The 21,851-nt window shown below is 62.4% G+C and carries 10 protein-coding genes; all 10 read left to right on the forward strand.

The features are described from left to right. The first annotated feature begins 62 nt into the window (after positions 1-62). Positions 63-1,271 (forward strand): tyrosine-type recombinase/integrase, encoded by a 1,209-nt coding sequence (locus LDO11_RS03940; RefSeq protein WP_232140430.1) that lies wholly within the window; start codon positions 63-65, stop codon positions 1,269-1,271. A 270-nt stretch (positions 1,272-1,541) separates the two neighbouring features. Then, positions 1,542-2,588: a DNA cytosine methyltransferase gene (locus LDO11_RS03945; protein WP_232140431.1), complete on the forward strand. Its 1,047-nt coding sequence runs from the start codon at positions 1,542-1,544 to the stop codon at positions 2,586-2,588. 21 nt (positions 2,589-2,609) lie between these two features. Then, on the forward strand, positions 2,610-3,038 hold the full coding sequence (locus LDO11_RS03950; protein ID WP_232140432.1) for a very short patch repair endonuclease: 429 nt from the start codon (positions 2,610-2,612) through the stop codon (positions 3,036-3,038). Positions 3,039-3,054: 16 nt separating this feature from the next. Further along, positions 3,055-6,186: a DISARM system SNF2-like helicase DrmD gene (gene drmD, locus LDO11_RS03955; RefSeq protein ID WP_232140433.1), complete on the forward strand. Its 3,132-nt coding sequence runs from the start codon at positions 3,055-3,057 to the stop codon at positions 6,184-6,186. After that, positions 6,183-6,821, forward strand: coding sequence for a restriction endonuclease (locus LDO11_RS03960; RefSeq protein WP_232140434.1), 639 nt, complete (start codon positions 6,183-6,185; stop codon positions 6,819-6,821). Before drmD (LDO11_RS03955) ends, LDO11_RS03960 begins: the two co-directional genes overlap by 4 nt. Next, complete coding sequence (locus LDO11_RS03965; RefSeq protein ID WP_232140435.1) at positions 6,815-11,218, forward strand: Eco57I restriction-modification methylase domain-containing protein; 4,404 nt, start codon at positions 6,815-6,817, stop codon at positions 11,216-11,218. The genes LDO11_RS03960 and LDO11_RS03965 overlap by 7 nt, the downstream gene beginning before the upstream one ends. Then, complete coding sequence (locus LDO11_RS03970) at positions 11,215-13,092, forward strand: ATP-binding protein (RefSeq protein ID WP_232140436.1); 1,878 nt, start codon at positions 11,215-11,217, stop codon at positions 13,090-13,092. The genes LDO11_RS03965 and LDO11_RS03970 overlap by 4 nt, the downstream gene beginning before the upstream one ends. A gap of 11 nt (positions 13,093-13,103) precedes the next feature. Continuing rightward, positions 13,104-16,235, forward strand: a complete 3,132-nt coding sequence (gene drmD, locus LDO11_RS03975; protein ID WP_232140437.1) for a DISARM system SNF2-like helicase DrmD — start codon at positions 13,104-13,106, stop codon at positions 16,233-16,235. Next, a complete protein-coding gene (locus LDO11_RS03980; protein WP_232140438.1) occupies positions 16,232-17,857 on the forward strand; it encodes a hypothetical protein in 1,626 nt (541 codons plus the stop codon). The genes drmD (LDO11_RS03975) and LDO11_RS03980 overlap by 4 nt, the downstream gene beginning before the upstream one ends. Next, positions 17,857-21,849 carry a DISARM system helicase DrmA gene (gene drmA / locus LDO11_RS03985; protein WP_232140439.1) on the forward strand — a complete coding sequence of 1,331 codons (3,993 nt, stop codon included), beginning with the start codon at positions 17,857-17,859 and terminating at the stop codon, positions 21,847-21,849. Before LDO11_RS03980 ends, drmA begins: the two co-directional genes overlap by 1 nt. Positions 21,850-21,851 lie beyond the last annotated feature (2 nt).

A 21,851-nucleotide genomic window follows, 5' to 3' on the forward strand; every position in this document is an offset into this window, starting at 1 on the left:
GGGCAACCTTGGGGGCAACAGGTCCGGCCCGAAAGGGTGTTGCCCCCAGAGGTGTTGCCCCCATGCTTTCCGACGCAGGAATTCGACGACTCAAGCCCACAGGCAAGGTGCAGCGCCACGCTGATGGCGGCGGCATGTACCTGGAAATCTCTCCGGCTGGGGGCAAGTGGTGGCGCTGGAAGTACCGCTTCGGGGGCAAGGAGAAGCGACTGAGTTTCGGCATCTACCCTGACGTCGGTCTGGCCGAAGCTCGCAACCGGCGGGACGCGGCTCGCCGGCTGCTGGCATCAGGCATCGACCCGGGCGAGCAGCGCAAGGCGGAAAAGGTCGCTGCAGCCGAGCACACGGGCAACACCTTCGGGGCCGTGGCCCGCGAATGGTGGGTGAAGCGGGAAAAGGAAATCGTCGTCGGCACGGCCAAGCGGGAACACCGCCTGCTGGAAACCTACCTGCTGCCCTACATCGGGCAACTGCCCATTGCCGACATCACGGCCCCGTCGCTGCTGGCGGCGCTGCGCAAACCCGAGGCGGCCGGCAAGGTCGAGACCGCGCATCGGGCCCGGTCGCTGGCTGGGCAAGTGTTCCGTTACGCCATTGCTACGGGCAAGGCCACTCGCAACCCGGCTGCCGACCTGATCGGGGCGTTGGCGACCCCGAAGGGTGAACACTTCGCCAGCGTGACCGAGCCGGCCGAAATCGGACCGCTGCTGCGTGCGCTGCACGGCTATGAAGGGTCGCCTACGGTCATGGCGGCACTGAGGCTGGCCCCGCTGGTGTTCGTGCGTCCTGGCGAGCTACGGCAGGCCCGTTGGTTGGATATCAATCTGGATACAGCCGAGTGGCGTTACACGGCCAGCAAGACCGGTACGCCGCATGTTGTCCCGCTGGCGGACCAGGCGGTTGAGATCCTGCGAGAGCTGCACTTGCTGACGGGGCGTGGCGAATACGTGTTCCCGAGCATGCGTGGCAAGGGCCGGCCAATGAGCGATGCGGCGATCAACGCCGCCATGCGGCGCATGGGCGTCGACGCAACGACGATGACCGGCCATGGATTCCGGGCCATGGCGCGCACCGTGCTGGATGAAGTGCTGGGGTTTCGCCCTGACTACATCGAGCACCAGCTTGCGCATGCGGTGCGCGACCCGAATGGCCGTGCCTATAACCGGACTGCGCACCTGCCCGAGCGCCGCAAGATGATGCAGGCTTGGGCGGACTATCTGGACTCACTGAGGCTCGGCGCCAGCGTTGTTCCAATACGTCGGGCGAGCTGAACTTTTGATCTCTTGTGGGAGGGGCGTCCCGGATAGTACTGAAGTGCTTCGGATTAGGGCGTTCAGAAACTTGTGGTTAAGAGGTCTCTGGCGTCACCATTCCAGATGGGGGTGTAGTCCGTGCTATTGGTCGAAGGCGCTGCCGCATAATCGCACTGGGATGAAAGTGGCTAAAATCAACCGACTCACGCCTGGATGGGGGAATGAGGTTCTTTGTATCTATGGGGTTCGATCCCCATGCAGCGATTGAGACGAAATAAGGGGGGTGACATGAAAAAAAATATTGCCTGTGTCGATCTATTTTGCGGCGCGGGCGGGCTGACGCACGGTTTCATTTTGGAAGGTCTCCCCGTCGTCGCGGGCATTGATCTTGATCCCGCTTGCCGCTTTCCCTACGAACAGAACAACAGTAAGGCCCGATTCCTTGAACGCGACATCGGCACGGTCACGACCGACGAACTCAAGGGGTTGTTTGGCGACGCCGATGTGACGGTATTGGCGGGTTGCGCGCCGTGCCAGCCCTTTTCTACCTACGCCCAGCGTTACGAACTCGATGGCAAGGATGGCAAGTGGGGCCTTCTCTACCAGTTTGCGCGCCTTGCCGAAGGCACAATGCCCGACGTCATCACGATGGAGAACGTGCCGACCGTCGCCAAGCACGCGGTCTTCCATGATTTCGTCGATACGCTGAAACGGCTCGGCTACGAGGTTTGGCACGACGTCGTTGATAGCTCTCTCTATGGCGTCCCGCAGATGCGACGTCGGATGGTGCTGCTGGCATCCAAGCATGGCAAGATCGAGATGATCGAGCCGACGCGCAAGAAACCCAAGACGGTGAAGCAAGCCATCGGTCGCTTGCGCCATCTCAGCGCCGGTGAGTCCGCGCCCAAGGACAAACTGCACGTCACCTCGACGCTGTCCGACACGAATCTCAAGCGGATCAAGGTCTCCAAGCCCGGTGGAACGTGGCGCGACTGGCCGAAGCACTTGGTCGCCGATTGCCACCGCGCAGACAGCGGTCGCACTTATCCGGGCGTCTATGGGCGCATGGAGTGGGACAAGCCAGCGCCGACGATGACGACCCAGTGCTATGGATTCGGCAATGGCCGCTTCGGCCACCCCGAGCAGGATCGGGCCATCTCGCTGCGTGAAGCGGCGATCTTGCAGAGCTTTCCACGCGACTACAAATTCATCCCGAAGCGTGGCGAGGTCAGCTTCACGGTGCTCGGACGGCTCATCGGCAACGCGGTGCCCGTCGATCTCGGTCGCGCCATCGCCCGCAGCATTGATCGGCACCTCGCCTCGGTTGCGCGGTGATGGGCTGACGTGGACTGCCCGATGCCCAGACTCCTACCTTCGCCATCCGATGCCAGTCACCGCATGGCGAAGGTGCGGCAGACGGGCACGGACGCCGAACTGGCGCTGCGGCAAGAGATGTACCGCATCGGGTTGCGCTACCGGGTCGGTTACGAGGTGCTGAAAAAACCGCGTCGCGTCGCGGACGTGGCGTTCCCCGGCCGCAAGATCGCCGTCTTCGTCGATGGCTGCTTCTGGCACGGCTGCCCGGAACACGCCACGTGGCCGAAGCGGAACGCGGAGTTCTGGCGGCAGAAGATAGAGGCCAACCGCCAGCGGGACGCGGATACGAACGCGAGGCTCCAAGCCGCCGGTTGGACGGCACTGCGATTCTGGTCGCACGAATCGCCAGCCCAGGCCGCAGCGACGGTCGCCCGTGCGGTGGCCAAGGCCGGCGCGAAGAACCGATAAGGAAGATGGCCACTACATGGGTACCCAGAACGAACGGCAACCTCAGACATATCGCGCTCGCCCCGAGCCGGGGCAGCTCGTCGAGGTGCGCCGTCGTCAGTGGGTAGTGGCCGACGTCGATGCTGCTGGACTGGAAACCGCCGCGCCCCAACACTGCGTGACGCTCTCGTCCATCGACGAGGACGGTCTCGGCGAAGAACTGGAAGTCGTCTGGGAAATCGAGCCGGGCGCTCAGGTCATCGAGCGCGCGGGCCTGCCCTCGGTCACGGGGCAGGACGATTCGGGCATGCTCGACGCCTTCCTTGATGCCGTGCGCTGGGGCGCGGCCACCAATGCCGACCGTGGGTTTCTGCAAGCACCGTTCCGCAGCGGTGTCAGCATCGAGGACTTCCAGCTCGACCCGCTGGTGCGCGCCATCGACATGGCGCGCGTCAACCTGCTCATCGCCGACGATGTCGGCCTCGGCAAGACCATCGAAGCCGGTCTGGTCATTCAGGAACTGCTGCTGCGGCATCGCGCGCGCACCGTCCTGATCATCTGCCCCGCGTCGCTTCAGGAGAAATGGCGCGTCGAGATGCTCGAGAAATTCGGCCTCGACTTTCGCGTGGTGGATACCGACTACATCAAGCAACTGCGACGCGAGCGCGGCATCCACGCCAATCCGTGGACATCGCATCCGCGCCTCATCACGTCGATGGATTGGGCCAAGGGCGGTGAGGGCTTGCGCGCCATGCGCGACGTGATCCCACCGCACGTCGGTCATCCGCGCAAGTTCGATCTGCTGGTCGTGGACGAAGCGCACAACGTCGCGCCAGCCGCAGGCGCGCACTACGCGCTGGAGAGCCAGCGCACGCGCTTCGTCCGAGCCATCGGCCCGCACTTCCAGCATCGCCTGTTCCTGACCGCGACGCCGCACAACGGCTACACCGAGTCGTTCACTTCACTTCTAGAACTGCTCGACGATCAGCGTTTCGCGCGCAACATCCTCCCCGACGAAAAGCGCCTCAGTCAGGTGATGATCCGCCGGCTGAAGAGCGACCTGGTCGATGCGGATGGCAATCCCCTGTATGCCCGACGCACCTTGCAGGCGCTCGAAGTCCCGTACACGGCGGAAGAACGCGAGATTCATCGCAAGCTGGACGACTACTGCGCCAGCCGAGAAAAGGATGCCGAGAAAGCAGGCAACGGCTTCGGCACGACCTTCGTCAATCGACTCCTCAAGAAGCGTCTGCTCTCGTCACCGGCGGCGTTCGCGTCCACGCTCGAAAAGCACGTCGCATCGCTGTCCGAAGCGCGGCCAACGAAACCGGATGCGATGGCCGAGCGCATCCTGCACAAGGCCATTCTGAAGGCCGACGAGGACTACGCCGACGACAGCGAAGTCGAGAACGCTCAAGCCGAAGCCATCGAGGAAGCCACGCGCCGCTCGATGCCGATGACGCCGGAACAGCGAGCGACGCTGGACGACTTGCGAGCGTGGGCGCAGCGAGCCAGGAATCAGGCCGACTCCAAGGCGCAAGCCATTCTCGATTGGCTCACTGCCAACCTCAAGCCGGACGGCGAGTGGAACGATCGCCGGGTGATCCTGTTCACCGAATACCGCACCACGCACCAGTGGATGCATCAAATCCTCGCCAGCCACGGTTTCGGCGGCGAGCGTCTCGGCCTGCTACACGGCGGCCTTTCACAAGAAGAACGCGAACCCATCAAGGCGGCGTTCCAGGCTTCACCCCAGGATTCGCCAGTGCGCATCTTGCTCGCCACCGATGCGGCATCCGAAGGCATCGACTTGCAGAACCACTGCAATCGGCTCATCCACTTGGAGATTCCCTACAACCCCAACGTGATGGAGCAGCGCAACGGGCGGATCGACCGGCACGGACAGCGCGCGAAGGAAGTGCTGATCTGGCACCCGGTCGACGGCGGCGACGCGAGCGGCGCATCGGTCGGCGGGCACGGCGGGGACATCCTGCGCGCCTTGCGGAAGTTGGATTCGATGCGCGCCGACATGGGCAGCGTCAACCCTGTCATCGCGCCGCAGATGTCCGGCCTAATCGAAGGCTCCCTGAAGGACTTGGACACCCGCATGGCCGAGGCGCGGATCGCCCGCGCCAAGAACTTCGTTCGCGCCGAGCGCGAATTGAAGGAGCGCGTCGCCAAGCTGCACGAGCGTCTGCTCAGCACCAAGCAGGACTTCCACCTCACGCCCGACCATGTCCTGATGGCTGTGAAGACTGGCCTCGCGCTGGCGGGCCGTCCGCCCCTGGAACCCGTCGAACTGGCGGGCGCGCCTTCGGGTAGTGTCTTCCGCATGCCCGCGCTGTCCGGCTCATGGGCGCGCTGTCTGGAAGGGCTGCGCCATCCGCACACCCAGAAGATTCGACCCATCACCTTCGACCATGCCGTTGCCAGTGGCCGCGACGACGTGGTGCTCGTCCACCTGAACCATCGCCTGGTGCAGATGTGCCTGCGTCTGCTGCGCGCCGAAATCTGGGCGCAGGACGACGTGAAGAAACTGCACCGCGTCACCGTCCGCACCGTGCCGGATGCGCTCGTCGATGGCCCCGCCGTGGTCGTCGTCTCGCGGCTGGTCGTCACCGGCGGCAACCACCATCGGCTGCACGAAGAGCTGACGCTGTCGGGCGGCTATCTGCGCGACCAATCCTTCCGCCGCGAGGAAGGCGTCACCCGCGTCCAGCAATGGCTGGACGAATCGAAACCGATCACGGCTGCCTCGTCCCTGTTCGACCCGCTGCGTGTCCGCTTCGACAGCCAGCAGGAAGCCATCCTGAAAGCCGTGGATGCGCGTTCCAAAGAACGGCTTCGCTACCTGACCAACACGCTCCAGACCCGCAAGCAACAGGAGGTCAGCGACATCGGCACGGTGCTCGACGAACTGGAAAAGGCGATCGAGTCGGAATTGAAGAAAGGCGAGCAGCCCGAACAGCTCGCGCTCTTCACCGAGGACGAGCGCACGCAACTGAGGCGCGACATTGCCGCGCTGGAAACGCGCCTCGCGCGTATCCCCGACGAGCGCCGGATGGAGACCCTGGCCATCGAATCCCGCTACGCGAAGCTCGACGACCGCACCTTTCCGGTGGCGGTGATTTTCGTCGTGCCCGAGTCCACGTCGGGGGCGGCGAAATGATGACCTGGCAGGAATACCAAGAGGCTGTCGCCGAGTTCTACGAGCAAATCGACGACTTCGGAAACGTCAGAAGAAACGTCATGGTTCCGGACAAGATCACCGGCCAGCCACGGCAAATCGACGTGCTCATCGAAATCGAGGCCAAGGGCCATCCGCTGAAGATGATCGTCGATGCCAAGTTCCACGCCGTTCCCATCGATGTGCGAGAGGTCGAGTCAGTCCTCGCACTTGCGGATGCCGTTGGCGCAAACAAAGCGATTGTCGTCGCGGCGAATGGGTGGACGGAGCCAGCAAAGAAGAAGGCTGATCATGCTGGATGTGGCCTTGAGCTTCTGTCGGTGGAAGATGCCCTTGATTTGATCGTTCCGGACAAATGGACGATGTGTCAATCCTGCGATGCAGATTGCATCGTGCTTGATCAAGAAGGTGCAGTCACCTTTGATGGCGGCGCATGGTTCTGGTGGCTTGCAGGTCAGTGTCGTGGATGCAAGTGCGCGCGTATCCACTGCCAAGACTGTGGGACGAAGGCATTCGTCGAACTCCATGGCTCCATCGTTTGTGGTTGCGGACATCGCTGGTCGAGCACCGATGACGGCGTCACCATCTCATTTTTTGCGGAAGAGCCTGAATGGTGACGCAGACCCAACACCACGACTGGCTCGCACTCGTCGAGATTTCCGGCCCGTTCCTCGCCGTTCCCGTCCTGAAGGAAGCCTTTCCGCAGGGGCTTGAAGAACTCGATGCAGCCAAGCGCAAGCGGCTGCGACAAGCCTACGACGAATGGCGCGATGCACTGGAAACCGACGATCTGCATTTCGGAGACCTGCATGCGGCATGGATCGACGAGGTCTTGTCGCGTGGACTGGAACTCGACGAGGACGGTCGCGGCGACGTGCTCAAACGCGGGGACTGGTGCGCCACACACCTGACCGTCACTCTGCCCGAACATGGCGTGAGCCTGTCGCCGGACTTCGCCGTCGTCGGCAACGGCGACCAGCCGTTGATGCTCATCCACGCCTACGGGCAGGACGTCGATCTCGATGCCACCCAGAAGCTCGACGGCTGGGCCAGCACGCCAGCGGAACGCATGGTCAGGATCTGCCGCGCCACAGGCTGCCGTCTCGGCTTGGTGACCAACGGCGAACGCTGGATGTTGGTGGATGCGCCGGTGGGCGCGGTCACCACTTTCGCCAGTTGGTATGCGCGCATCTGGGCGCAGGAACTCGTCACCTTGCAAGCCTTCGTCCACCTCTTGGGCATCCGGCGCTTCTTCGTGGATGAAGCGGAACGGTTGCCCGCGCTGTTCGACCGCTCGCTGAAGTTCCAGGACGAAGTGACCGACGCCTTGGGCGAGCAGGTGCGACGCGCGGTCGAATTGCTGATCCAGTCGCTCGACAAGGCCGACCAAGACCGCGACCGCGAACTGTTGCGCGGCGTGAAGGAAGCCGAACTCTACGAAGCCGCGCTGACGGTGATGATGCGGCTGGTCTTCCTGCTTTCCGCCGAGGAGCGCGGCCTGCTGCTCTTGGGCGACGAACGCTATGAGGCGAACTACGCCGTTTCCTCGCTGCGGATTCGGTTGCGCGCCGAATCCGACGAGATTCTGGAGCGCCGCTGGGATGCGTGGTCGCGCCTGCTGGCCATCTTCCGCGCCGTCTATGGCGGCATCGAGCACGAAAACCTGCGCCTGCCCGCGCTGGGCGGCTCGCTGTTCGACCCGGACCGCTTCCCCTTCCTCGAAGGCCGCGCGAAAGGTTCCGATTGGCGCACCGATGTTGCCAAGCCGCTGCCAATCGACAACCGCACCGTCTTGCTACTGCTCGAAGCCATCCAGCAATTCCAAGGGCGCACGCTGTCGTATCGGGCGCTGGACGTCGAGCAGATCGGCTACGTCTATGAGGGTTTGCTGGAACGCACCGTCAAGCGCACCGCCGAGGTCACGCTGGAACTCGATGCCACGAAGAGTGCTCAGTCGCCCTGGGTCACGCTGGCCGAACTCGAATCCGCGCGGTTGGACAGCGCCGCGCGCCTAGCCGAACTGCTCCAGCAGCGTTCGGGTAGTTCCGCCAGCCGCGTGCGCAACGATCTGGCCCGTCCCGTGGACGATGCGCTCGCCGATCGTGTGCTGACGGCCTGCCACGGTGACACGGCGCTGCGCGACCGCATCAAACCCTTCGGCCATCTGGTGCGCACCGACCCTTGGGGCTACCCGCTGGTCTATCCCGCCGGAGCCTTCATCGTCACCACCAGCTCCGACCGGCGCGAGACTGGCGCCCACTACACGCCGAAATCGCTCACCGAGTCCATCGTCGCAGAGACGCTCACGCCCATCGCCTATGTCGGCCCGTCGCAGGGCACGCCGCGCGCGGAGTGGGCGCTAAAATCGCCCGTCGAACTGCTCGACCTGAAGATCTGTGACCCGGCGATGGGTTCGGGCGCATTCCTCGTGCAAGCCTGCCGGTGGTTGGCCGACCGGCTGGTGGAGGCGTGGGCGCAGGCCGAGGAACAGGGCCACACGGTAGGCGTCGATGGACAAGTGTTAGCCGCCGACGCCAACGTCGAGGCGCTGCCGCGCGATACGGAGGCGCGCACCATCGTCGCTCGCCGCCTCATCGCCGAACGCTGTCTCTACGGCGTAGATCTGAACCCGTTGGCGGTCGAACTGGCGAAGCTCTCGATCTGGCTGGTGACGCTGGCCAAGGGCCGTCCCTTTGGCTTCCTCGACCACAACCTGCGCTGCGGTGACAGCCTCCTCGGCATCCATCGGCTGGATCAGCTCACCCAGCTTTCGATGAACCCCGCCGGTCAAGGACAACTGCGGCTGTTCGGTCAGAACGTCGAGCAGGCCGTGCGCGAGGCCGTCGAACTGCGACAACGGTTGCGCGAAATGCCCATCCGCGACATCCGTGACGTCGAAGCGATGGCGCATCTGGACTCCGACGCGCGCCGCAGGCTCGAAGTGCCGGAGGGCATCGCGGATGCGTTCATCGGGGAGGTGTTCGCACCGAGCGGCGGTGGCGCGGCGTTGGAGAACGCACTGGCATCGTTGGCCGTTCAAGCTGGACACGTCATCGACGGCGACCGCGATGTGTTTGTCTCGATGCGCCGGAGATCGGTCGCCGCGCTCTCGACAGATCTGCCCGCCGACAAGCCTGCACGTCGGCCGTTCCATTGGCCATTGGAATTTCCAGAGGTGTTCGTGCGCGAGCGCGGCGGCTTCGACGGCATGGTCGGTAATCCGCCCTTTCTCGGCGGGCAGCGCATCACCGGCGTCGCGGGCACGGCCTTTCGCGATTGGTTGGTTGCACACATCGCCGAGGGGCGTCGTGGTTCGGCTGATCTGGTCGCCTACTTCTTCCTGCGGGCTTGGGGCCTGCTGCGCGAAGGTGGCGGCTTTGGGCTGCTCGCGGTCAACACCATCGCGGAAGGTGACACGCGGCAGGTCGGGTTGGAGGCGATGGTCGGCGCAGGTGCTGTCATCCACGCGGCCTACCCGAATGAACCGTGGCCAGGAAAGGCGGCGGTCATCACCAGTCGAGTGCATGTCCACAAGGGAGAGTGGCTGAGCGAACGCTCGCTGCTTGGGCGACCGACCTCTTTCATATCGGCCTTTCTCTCCGATCGTGAGGAGTGGAGTCCAGAGCGACTGAAGGCAAACGAGGGGCTGGCGTATCAAGGTTCGATCGTGCTGGGCATGGGCTTCGTGCTTTCTCCTGACGAAGCGCGCCGCATGCTGGATGTCGACCCAAGAAACGCCGAAGTGATCTTCCCGTACATCAACGGCGATGACCTCAATTCAGACCCTGAGCAGCGCCCAAGCCGGTGGGTGATCAATTTCTGGGACTGGCCAGTGGAACGCGCACAAGAATACGAATTACCGTGGCAGCGAATCGAAGAACGGGTCAAGCCTGAGCGTCAGCGCCTCAACGAACGCGGCGAGTTCGTTCTCCGGAAGCCACTACCGGAGCGTTGGTGGCAGTTCGGTGAAAAGCGTCCAGGTCTCTACCACGCTATCGGTCGTGGTCGCCATTTCGAGCGTCACCCAGATGGCTGGTCACCCAGCCGGAGTCAACCACCGCGAGTGCTGGCAATCACGCGCGTCAGCAAGACGCTGGCGTTCTCGTTCGTCGATTCCAACATTGTGTTCTCCGATGCAACCGTCGCGTTCTCGCTCGGTCGCGGGCGGGACTTTGCGCTGCTGCAATCGAACATCCACGCCGTCTTCGCGTGGCAGTACGCATCACGCCTCAAGAGCGACTTGCGGTACAGCCAGACGGATGCACTTGAACCGTTCGCCTTCCCAGGCGGTTTCAGTGACTCAGAGAACGACCCGCTTGATGGCCTGGGGGATCGGCTTCATCAAGCGCGCATCGACGTCATGCAGGCCGATCGCATCGGCCTTACCAGGCTCTACAACCGCTTCCATACCGACACCGAACGCGACCCCAGCCCCAGCATTGAGGGGCTGCGCGCATTGCAGCGCGAAATAGATGCCGCCATCGCAAACGCCTACGGCTGGAACGACCTCGCCCTCGAACACGGCTTCCACGAAGTGCCATATCTGCCGGAGAACGACCGCGTCCGCTTCACCATCTCGGAAACTGCGCGCGTCGAAGTGCTGCGGCGGCTGTCGGAGTTGAACCGTCAGCGATATGAGGAAGAAGTTGCCCGTGGATTGCATGGCGATGCCGCGCCACGCGCTTCGACTCGTACCCCGCGTTCCGGTCGAACCGCCAGCGTCGCAACGGTTCAACCCTCGCTCGACTTCGATGCCACTCCCGCTAACGAGAGCCAATACCTCAAAGTCGCTGAGCGCCGCGCCGACTACCGCGCAGGACCTGTCCACGCCATCGTCGAGTATCTGAGCGCCCATACCGGCTGGCACGCCAAAGCCGACGTCCTTGCCGCCACCGGCATCACAGACGGCCAATGGAACACCACGATCGCCGACCTGATCGCGAGTGGCAAGATCGAGCGCCAAGGCGAGCGGCGTGGCGCTCGTTATCGACTTCTTGTAGGGGAAGAAGAATGAAACAGTACCGACTGAACGTCGATCCGCGCATTCTGGAACTGCTCGGGCCGAATCTCTACACCAACATCTATTACGTTCTGGCGGAGCTGATTGCCAATGCGTATGACGCCGACGCCAAGAACGTCTACATCATTTCCAACAAGGACGACATTCGTGTCGAAGATGATGGGCACGGTATGTCATACGAGGCGGGTGACATCGCCAAATACCTGAACGTCGCCGGGGTGTCCCGAACGACCGAGACAGAATCGCTCACGAAATCCGGGGCCCGCCGCAAGATGGGGCGCAAGGGTGTCGGCAAACTGGCAGCGCTCTCGGTTTCGGAGGATGTCGACGTCCTGACGATCGTAAATGGGGAGAAGTCGGGCTTCGTGCTGACCCGTCATCCAGAGAATGGTCATGACCTGAAGGCGATTCCGGATGATCAGATCGTTTTCGAGCGCATCGCCGATCACGGCTCCGCCATCATCATGCGCAATCCGCAGTACCGCCTCCACAAGACCCTAGATTCGGTAAAGCGAAACCTTCTCAAGATATTCCCGCTGATTGATGCCAATTTCCGGATTCACGTAATACGCGCCAACGAAGAGGTGACGATCGAAGACTTCGACCGCAACATCATGGGCGAGCTATGCGCACTGGTCACGCTCGGCGACAAGTTCAAGCCGCTGTGCGATCTCGTGTCGGACAGTCATCCGGACCGGCGAGACGATCTCGTCGCGGCGCAGGCTACGAAAGCGATACCGATCATCGTGAAAGCCAACGATGGGAAAGAACATGAGTATTCGTTGGAAGTTCTAGGCTGGATCGGCGCGTACAAGAGCACACGAGGAAGAAAGGCGGAGTTGACCGATTTCCCGGACAACTTCGTCTCGTTGTTCGCCAATGAAAAGATGGGCGAGTTCAACATTTTGCCCGTTGTAGGTCAGAACAAGTTGAACGAGGTCTATGTTGTTGGGCAGTTGCACGTCGATCTTTTCGAGTTGACGGAGTTGCCAGATATGGCACTGAGCAACCGTCAAGGCTACAAGTCCGACGACCCACGCTACGAGGCCGTTCGGGAGTATGTCCGAGGTGAATTGCTCGCCGATATTCTCAAGCGGCGCGAGACGTATACGGACATCGTCAACGCCGATAAAAAGAAGCAGAAAGAGGAAGCGCAAAGGAGCGACGAGGCAAAGCTCAGGGCGGCAGTGGATACCTTCCGCAGAAAAGCCAGTGAGGAAGCGGCTACTGCGTTGGCGAAGTTGGGGGTAAATGTTTCGCGCGAGGCAATGGAGGACGCCATCTCCAAGTCCATCAACGACAACAGCCCTGACCTCGGTCTAAAGGCGACGGTCGATTCCAAAAAAAAGAAAATCCTCATCAGCCAGACCTACCTCGACAAGGCTTTTGCCGACATCATTTACCAGATGCTGGTGTTCAATGATGTGCCGTCGGATGGCATCCTCTACACCAACTGCGACGACGAAGTGTGCCGCGTGCCGGAGGGTCGCGGAGTCTACGACTACCTCCGCGAGTTCTTCGTCGAGAGCTACTCGACCCAGAAGATTTTCGTCCTCTTCGTGACCAGTGAAAACACAAAGGTCTCATGGGGTGCGATCACAGAGGTCGGGGCTTCGTGGATCACCAAGATCGACCACAAGATTTTCAACGTCCATCCCTTCCGGCCTGAGCACCCCCTCAACGACGAAGTGCAGTGGCAGAGCACCAATAGGGATAAGCCGAGCGGCGATCTCTGGATGATTCCGCTCAACGCGGACATCTTCTGCCAGAAGATCGAGGCGGTCTGTGATGCACTGGATTACAAGAAAAAGACCCGTGCGCAGAACATGGCGCATTTGGGAACCCTCGTTTCGATCAGGAAAGCGTGAGGAACCCAGGCATGCCGTGGAGTCCTGGTCAACTCGTTCGCCATATCGATGATCCGGCCAAGATCGGCACGGTCACCGATCAGACACGCGCGCGTACATCCGGGACTCAGTATCGCGTGAACTGGAATGGGCGTCTGGATTGGCACTACGAGGAGGAGTTGGTCGCGGTCGATGCGGGTGGCGACGATCCTCTGGAACTGATCCGAGAAGGACGTTACGGGCGGGTAGATGACCTGCGCCAGTTGCTGACGCACATCCATCTGGCGGGGCGTCTGTCGAATGTCGTCTATGCGATGGGACTGACCCAGACCGACTTCTACCCTCATCAATACAAGCCCTTGCTCACCCTGCTGGACTCGCCCGTCAACGGCCTGCTGATCGCTGACGAGGTGGGTCTGGGCAAAACGATCGAAGCGGGACTGATCTGGACTGAACTGCGTGCCCGCTACGACATGCGCCGCCTCCTGGTGGTGTGCCCCGCCATGCTACGGGAGAAGTGGCGGTTCGAGCTTTCGTCACGCTTCGGTCTGGACGCGCGTGTCGTCGATGCGGAAACGTTGCGGCAAGAACTGGCTTCGGCCGAGCATCGGGAACGCGCATGGATCGTCAGCTACCAGGGCATCCGCGTACCGAGCGATTGGGATGCCAACGAGAGCGACAAGCCCAAGCGATCGGTTCGCACCCGGCTCGCCGACTTGCTCTACCAGCATGCCGATCAAGAGCCGTTGTTGGACTTGGTGATCTTCGATGAAGCGCACTACATGCGCAACGAAGAAACGGGCGCGTGGCGGACAGGTAGCTTGCTGAGGGATGTCAGCACGCACCAGTTGATGCTTTCGGCAACGCCGATCAATCTGGGTTCGGATGATTTGTTCAATGTATTGCGGCTGCTCGACCCGGATCATTTCGAGTATCCGGAAGATTTCCGAAACGTCGTCCTCGCCAACCGTCCGGTAATCGCCGCGAGTGACGTCGTGCGTGATCCGACGAGCGATGCCGACCAGATCATGACGGCGATCCGCGAAATCGAGTCGTCTCGATGGTTCGAGCGATCCGAGCGCGTCGATCGCTTGATCGAGGAAGCGGAGTCGATCAAGGACTGGACGAACGACAGTCGCATCGACATCGCCGCGAAACTCGAGCGGCTCAACTTGCTCGCGCACATCGTCAGCCGCACGCGCAAACGGGAAGTGCAGTCCGATCGCGTGTTGCGTGACGTCACGGTGTTCGAGGCGGATATGTCGCCCGTGGAGCGGGAGCTTTATCAGGCGATCACCGAAGGAACGCGGGAGTATGCGCTGGCCAATGGCATCGAGCATGGTTTCCTGCTATCCACGCCACAGCGCATGGTTGCATCCAGTCCGGCCGCCTTGCTGCGGACTTGGCGCGACGACGGCCTCGACGCCGACGCCCTCGCGGCGGCGATGGACGAGATCGACGAAGACGAGGAGAAACTGACCGAACGGACATCTGGCCTCAAACAGTGGCTGGCGAGCAGAACGCTGCCCCAGTTCGGATTCGGCGATCTGAGCAGGAACGACTCAAAATTCGCCGAGCTTTCCGAGGCGTTCAAGCGATTCGTGGCCGAGGATCGCGAGGCCAAGGCCATCGTGTTCACCACCTTTCGGGGCACGGCGCGCTATCTCGTCGAGCGGCTTTCCGCCGAGAACGTGGAGGCCGGGTTGCTGATGGGCGGGGCGGAGTTCGATAAGGAAGCCGTGGTTGCCGCCTTCCGAGAGGACAGGAACTGCCGTGTATTGGTCTGCACGGACGTTGCCGCCGAAGGCGTGGATTTGCAGTTCTGCCGTCTCGTCGTCAACTACGACCTGCCGTGGAACCCGATGCGCATCGAACAGCGGATCGGGCGCATTGATCGCATCGGTCAAATGTCCAAGCGCATCTTGGTGTGGAACTTCGTCCACAAGGACACGATTGATGCACTCATCATTTCGAGGCTGGCCAAGCGCATCGGTGTTTTCGAGAGCACCTTGGGCGAAACGGAGGAAATCCTCGGCCAAGTCCGCAAGCTCGAAGACATCTTGTTGTCGAAGCATCTGACCGTCGATGAAGAAGCGCGCTTGATCGAGGAGGTGGCGCTGGCGATCGAGAATGCCAAGCGCAAACAGGAAGAACTGGAGCGGGAAGCGATCCAACTGGTGGCACACGGTCAGCAACTGCTGGCGCAGATCGAAGCCGCGCGCGGCGATGGAAAGATCGTCACCCGGCACGACCTGGTCCGTTACGTCGACGGGTGCCTCAGGAACGTCCCCGGTTGTCGGCTCGTCGCGGTGCACGGTGATGCCGACACGTTCGACATCGGCTTGAGTCCCGGCTTTGCGGCGGAGTTGGACGAGTTCGTGAGGCGGGAGAATCTGGTCGGGAAGACGGGGCTTGCCTCCGGTCAGACGAAGCGTTGTCGCTTCACCGACAGGATCACCGACAAGCCCAAACCTGGTGAGGAAATTGTCCATCGCTTTCATCCGATCGTTCGTTTCCTGTCGCGTAAGGCCGAAGGAGCGGAGGATCGCTTTCCGCTCTACGCCGCCAGAGTCGCTGCCGAAGGTATCGAGGTGGGCCGATATGCGCTGATGACCCGACTGGCGAGCTTCTCCGGCGTGAAGGAGGAGGAGCATCTCCTGGTCGCTGCCATACATCTCGACCGGGAGGCGTCCCTCGACGATCGGATAGCGGAAACCATGCTCGACTCGGTCAGGAAGTCGGGGGGCGACTGGCCGACGGTGGCGGTGGATGTCCCACCGGATGCCGGGGTGGCCGCCGCAGAACGAAGCGAGGAAATGCTTAGGGATCGGTACAAGGCGATCAAGGATGAAAAATGGCGCGAGAACCGAGACCGCGCCGACGTGCTTTCTCAGCTATTGGATGACCACATCCGCAAGAAGTGTGAGGGGTTCGAGAAGCGGATCAATAGCCACGAGTACTATGCGTCGCTGTATGGAAGCAGCCCGGATGGCAAGCGGCGCAAGGGCTTGGCGAATGCCGAACGCAAGAAGATGGAGGATTTCCTGGCCCGGATGGAAACCCGTCGAGCGACGCTGGCGCGCAAAAGTCAGGCCTTTTCGGCTGAGACGCGCGATATCTGCGTCTTGCTCGTGGACGTGGTGCGGGCGGGAGGTCGTCCATGAAGAGTTGGAAAGATCAACTGCGGGATCTCAAAAACGCACTACGGGGGGCGGGACACGGCAAGGAACGAGGTGAGGATTCCCCCAAGCTCGACCTCGAGGCACCGCCGGCATGGCTGGCAGGCGGGCAGCCGACTCCGAAGAAGCCGTTTGCCCGGAATCCCGTTCAGAAATATGCCACTCCGGTCGCAGTCGTAGCGCCGAGCGAGAAGCCGTCGGCACGGCCCAGCGTGCTGCCTCCGCCACCGTTCAGACCCCGCATCGATGACGGATGTGCTCTGAACATGCCGGAGTGGAGTGACATCGGCAGATCGTTGCAGCATCCCGATCATCGAGGCGAACGATCGGTACCGATGGCCGTCAGAGTCGGGGTGGATTTCGGAACAGCTTTCACGAAAGTGGCGATTCGAGCAGGTGTCGATCTGGTGCCCGTCGAATGGTCTGCCGTCACGGGGGACCATTCGGAAATCGGACGCTATGTGGTTCCCGGTTTCGTCGTTCGCGCGCCGGATGGTGAGTTCTGCTGGCGACGTTTCGCCGAGGGCGATATTCGAGGGAACCTCAAGCTCCCGGTCATCGAGATGGCCGGGTCGGATGCGTGTCCGATAGCCACCGTGGCGTATCTGGCGTTAGTCATCCGCTACGCGAGAGCATTCCTCTATCGGAACGCGGAACTTGGACGAAAACTCGTCGGGCGTTCGCTGCGCTGGGAGCTGAACATCGGTTGCCCCACCGAGCCGCACGAGAACCCCAAGGTCGTCGATGTATTTCGGCGCATCGTTCGAACCGCGTGGTTGTTGGCGGCGGAAGATCGGGTCGTAGAGCAGGACGTCCTGGCTGCATGGTCTTTGGCCGATTCTGCAATAGACCTCGAAGCAGAGCCGGGTGTCGTGCCGGAGTTCGTTGCTCAAATCGCGGGGTATATGGGGTCACCGCAAGTGAAGGAAGGTCTGCACGCGCTGATCGACATCGGTGCAGCCACCCTCGACGTGGCGACGTTCAACGTCGTGCTGCGAAACGATCGGGCATCTCCGCCACGCATCCCCATCTTCTTTTCTGCGGTTCGTCCCCTCGGAACTCACTATCTGCGCCACAACCGCCATTCCAGACTCGACCTCAATCTTTCGTGGAACGATGCAGCACCCGTCGAATCGTCCGATGACTTCGGGCAACGAAGTGGCAAGCCTCTGGACGAGGTCGTCAAAGTTGATGAGGACTTCATGGGACTAGTCGTCCGCTGCATCGTCGGCGTCATCGATGGAACGCGCACCAGCGCATGGGGAGACCCGCGAAGTGCGGCTTGGCGAGAGGGTTTGCCGATATTCGTCACCGGTGGTGGGGCGAATTGCGACTTGTATCGCCGAGCCATCGGGGTAGTGCAGAGGGACGTGAGTTTGCGCGTGGGGCGGCGGCCGGATTCTTCGACGCATTTCCGACTCATCGAATTGAACCCGACCACCGGCAATGCACGACGAATCGAGGCAGGCGACAGGCTGACCGTGGCGCTCGGGCTGACGGAGGATGCTGAAAATATCGCTCGTGTCGTCCCGCATCGGGACATCGAGCCGATCACATATGGCACGCCGGAACGTGTCGATCACACGGATCTGTATGGAGACCGATGATGAAGAATGATTCGAATACGGGAGCGGCCAGCGTTCCCAACGCATGGATCGCCGTCGATCACGGTCTGGGCACCGATCGCAGACTCGCGCCTTATACCCTCGTCTTGAAGGGCGACCGCTCCCTGTATCAGGCCATCGCCGAGGACGATTGGGTGCTCGTGCTGAACACCGCCGGGGAGATCGTGCGCGCCGGGTGCGTTCTGCGGCTTCGTTCCGATCTCGAAGCCACCACGATTTTCTTCGATCGGCTGTCGGTCGCCGACGCTCCGGTGCCAGTCGCCAGCGTCTCGCTGGCGCCGCCGTCATCGGGCAACACCGGGCGCGTCCAGTGGGACGAGTTCGTCGCGGCATTGTCCACGGCGCTGCATCAGACCGTGGATGGCGTGCCGCCGATCGAAGATAGGGCCTATATCCGCGAGCTGCTGCAACTTGCCGTGGTGGACGACCTGCTCGGCCCTGCGGGCGGCCCGCACGAACGCATCGTGGACATGAGCGTGCGCGACCGCTATCTGGTCGGCAAGCTGGCACCGCGTGAGGATGCCCCAGGTGGCATCGAAGGGCTGGAAGGCCCGCTGGCCGAGGACGAGGTCGAGGAGCCCACCGACCCCATCGTGCCCGGCCAGCACGAACCCGGTGCCGAGTTTGGCACGGCGACCGGACGGGTGGAACCCGAATCGGACAGTTCGGACGAGATCGACGCCGCCAGCAATCAGTCGCTGGTGCCTAGCAGCCTCGGCATGACCTTCTGCGTGGAGGGCGACGCCGAGCGCATCGAGGTCGAGGCGCGATGGGGCAGCTACGAGCGCGTGCCCAACGAGGAACACGAGCTGACGCGGCCCAATGGGCAGAAGGTCAAGGTCTGGCAGCGCATTCCCTGCGGCGGAAAGCTGGTGCTGCCGCTCACCGAAGGCGTGATTCCTCATCAGGCACCAGACGCGAACCGTCCAGCGGTGCGCATACAGGGTTCGGTCCGCGCCAAGAACGCCAACGGCGATCGCTTGGTGACGCTGTTCCTGATCAACGCGCAGGAAGAACCCGATACCAACCGCGACACCGAGTGGCTGTTCCAACCGGAGCTGATCGTGCGCGCGGAGGCTGAGGCATCCCCGCGCGCCATCTTCCGCCGCCGCCCCGTGCTGGACGCCGACGGGAACGACCTGGAGCGCGAATCGCTGGAGATGATCTACCGCAACCGCGTGGAGTTCGCAGTCGGGCATGGCGTCGCTGTCCACGCCGAGACGGCGGACGACGTGACGCTGGCCACCGAAGTGCGCACCACCGTCCTGCCGCAGTACGAAGTGCAGGTCACGGAGACGCCGGGCCTCGACCCCGCCGACCGTCCGGCGATGAAGGAGATGGTGACGAGTGGTCTGCTCGATATGCAGCGGCTCGCTACGTTGGACGTCACCGAGTTGGTCGATGCCCTGAACGTGCTGACGAAAGATTACGCGGCGTGGATCGCCGAACAGCGCGAGCGTATCGGCACGGATGTGGTCGGATACGACACGCAGGCCGCGCAGGCGCTGGATCGGTGTCAGGAAATCCAGACACGCTTGCAGCAGGGCATCGACACGCTGAAGAACGACGAAAAGGCGCTGGCGGCCTTCCGCTTCGCCAACAAGGCGATGGCGATCCAGCGCGTGCGCAGTCTGTATGCGCTGGAAGTGCGGCGCGGTCGTGACGCGACGGTCGATCAATTCGACCAGCCGAAGAACCGGAGTTGGCGTCCGTTCCAGTTGGCGTTCCTGCTGCTGTCGATCTCGTCGCTGGCCGATCCCACGCACCCGGATCGGGTGCAGCCGATGGAAGCCCATGCTGACCTGCTGTGGTTCCCCACCGGCGGCGGCAAGACAGAGGCGTATCTGGGCGTGGCGGCGTTCACGATGGCGATTCGCCGTCTGCAAGGCAAGCGCGGCGGCTACGACGGTTCGCGCGGTCTGGCCGTGATCATGCGCTACACGCTGCGTCTGCTGACCTTGCAGCAGTTCCAGCGCGCCACCGCGCTGATCTGCGCGATGGAGAAACTCCGGCGGGATGCTCTCGTTCAAGGTGATGAGTCTCTCGGCAAGAAGCCTTTCACCATCGGACTGTGGGTCGGCAACAAGGTGACACCGGGCACGACCGAGGAAAGCCACTACGCCATTCAAGCTCTGCGTGATTCGGGAAAGAACAAGGCGGGACGCACGTCGCCCCTTCAGCTCACCAGTTGCCCTTGGTGTGGTTCCTCGATCGACCCGGGAAAAGACGTCGTCGTCGACAAGGATCGCGGCAGAACGATCGTTTACTGTGGTGACAAAAAGAGCAGTTGCACGTTCTCTCGCGGCAGGTCGAGCAGTTCGCCGTATCCGGGCATCCCGGTGCTGACAGTGGACGAGGAGATCTATCACCGCCCACCAACGATGATGATAGCCACCGTGGACAAGTTCGCAATGATGGCTTGGCGCGGTCAGGTGCGCACGTTGTTCGGTCGTGTGAATCAGGAATGCGAGCGCCACGGCCTGCTGTGGCCTGACTGCGATTGCACAGGCAATCACACCGCGTCGAAGAATTCGCCAGCGGTCAAGGTCAAGAACGTCGCACCAATCCGCCCGCCAGATCTGATCATCCAGGACGAGTTCCACCTCATCAGCGGCCCGTTGGGCACGATGGTCGGCCTGTACGAATCCGCCGTCGATGAACTGTCCGGCTGGACGCTAGACGGCAAGACGGTCAAGCCCAAGATCGTCGCGTCCACGGCGACGGTGCGCAAAGCCAAGGAGCAGGTGAACAACGTGTTCATGCGGCGCGTGTCTGTGTTCCCACCGCACGGCCTGGACGTGGAGGACAACTACTTCTCCGTGCAGCGCCCCATCGAGGAACGCCCCGGACGACGCTATCTCGGTGTGTGCTCGCCCGGCAGTTCGCGGCCTGCGATGCTGATCCGCGTCTATACCGCCTTCCTCACCGCCGCCCAAGCCTTGTTCGACCGCTTCGGTGAACCTGCCGACCCGTACATGACGATGGTGGGCTACTTCAATTCGCTGCGCGAACTGGGCGGGATGCGGCGCTTGGCCGAGGACGACGTGCAGACACGTTCCTATCGCGTGCAGATGAGCATGGTCGAGCGGCCCGCGCTCGCGCAGCGCAGCGTCAACAACATCCGCGAGTTGACCTCGCGCGTCTCCAGTCAGGACATCCCGAAATATCTCGACGATCTGGAGGTCAAGTTCAAGGCCGCGCTCGATGCTGCCACCGGAAAGTTCGTGACGAAGTGGAACGAGGGCGACACCCGCGCCATCGACGTGGTGCTGGCGACCAACATGCTGTCGGTCGGCGTGGACGTGAATCGCTTGGGCTTGATGGCAGTGAATGGCCAGCCCAAGGGCACGGCGGAGTACATCCAAGCCACCAGCCGCGTGGGCCGTTCCTTCCCCGGCTTGGTCTGCACGGTGCTCACATGGGCGCGTCCGCGCGACCTCTCGCACTACGAGACCTTCGAGCACTATCACGCGACTTTCTACAAGCATGTGGAAGCGCAGTCGGTGACGCCTTTCTCGCCGCGCGCGATGGATCGCGGCCTGACCGGTGCGCTGCTCTCCCTGATGCGTCTGGGGAACGACGCCTTCAGTCCGAACGTGGGTGCGAGCGAACTGGACAAGTCCGACAAGCCCGAGATCACCGAAGCCATTGAGGTATTGGTGCGGCGGGCTTGGAACGTCAGCGAGACGACCAGCATCAAAAGCTTGGCCGAGCGTGAACTGAAGGAACGCGCGGACGAATGGGCGAAGGAAGTGAGCGTGCCCGGCCGCACGCTGGCCTATGAAAAGCGCGGCGCACGCGCGGCGACGATGGTCGGGCTGGTCAAGTCGCCGGGTATCCATGCGTGGGACAACTGGACGGTGCCGATGTCGATGCGCGAAGTCGAGCCGGGCGTGCGCCTGATCATGAACACGGGACACATCTCGGACGACCACGGGTGGAAGCCGCGTCCGGTGCCGAAGGACGAGGACTGACC

The sequence above is a fragment of the Alterluteimonas muca genome, assembly GCF_021191595.1.
In the GTDB taxonomy this organism is placed as follows: Bacteria; Pseudomonadota; Gammaproteobacteria; order Xanthomonadales; family Xanthomonadaceae; genus Luteimonas; species Luteimonas muca.

Coding starts and splice junctions, on each gene's coding strand:
- LDO11_RS03940 (WP_232140430.1), top strand. CDS start 63: ATGCTTTCCGACGCAGGAATTCGACGACTCAAGCCCACAGGCAAGGTG.
- LDO11_RS03945 (WP_232140431.1), top strand. CDS start 1,542: ATGAAAAAAAATATTGCCTGTGTCGATCTATTTTGCGGCGCGGGCGGG.
- LDO11_RS03950 (WP_232140432.1), top strand. CDS start 2,610: ATGCCCAGACTCCTACCTTCGCCATCCGATGCCAGTCACCGCATGGCG.
- drmD (WP_232140433.1), top strand. CDS start 3,055: ATGGGTACCCAGAACGAACGGCAACCTCAGACATATCGCGCTCGCCCC.
- LDO11_RS03960 (WP_232140434.1), top strand. CDS start 6,183: ATGATGACCTGGCAGGAATACCAAGAGGCTGTCGCCGAGTTCTACGAG.
- LDO11_RS03965 (WP_232140435.1), top strand. CDS start 6,815: ATGGTGACGCAGACCCAACACCACGACTGGCTCGCACTCGTCGAGATT.
- LDO11_RS03970 (WP_232140436.1), top strand. CDS start 11,215: ATGAAACAGTACCGACTGAACGTCGATCCGCGCATTCTGGAACTGCTC.
- drmD (WP_232140437.1), top strand. CDS start 13,104: ATGCCGTGGAGTCCTGGTCAACTCGTTCGCCATATCGATGATCCGGCC.
- LDO11_RS03980 (WP_232140438.1), top strand. CDS start 16,232: ATGAAGAGTTGGAAAGATCAACTGCGGGATCTCAAAAACGCACTACGG.
- drmA (WP_232140439.1), top strand. CDS start 17,857: ATGAAGAATGATTCGAATACGGGAGCGGCCAGCGTTCCCAACGCATGG.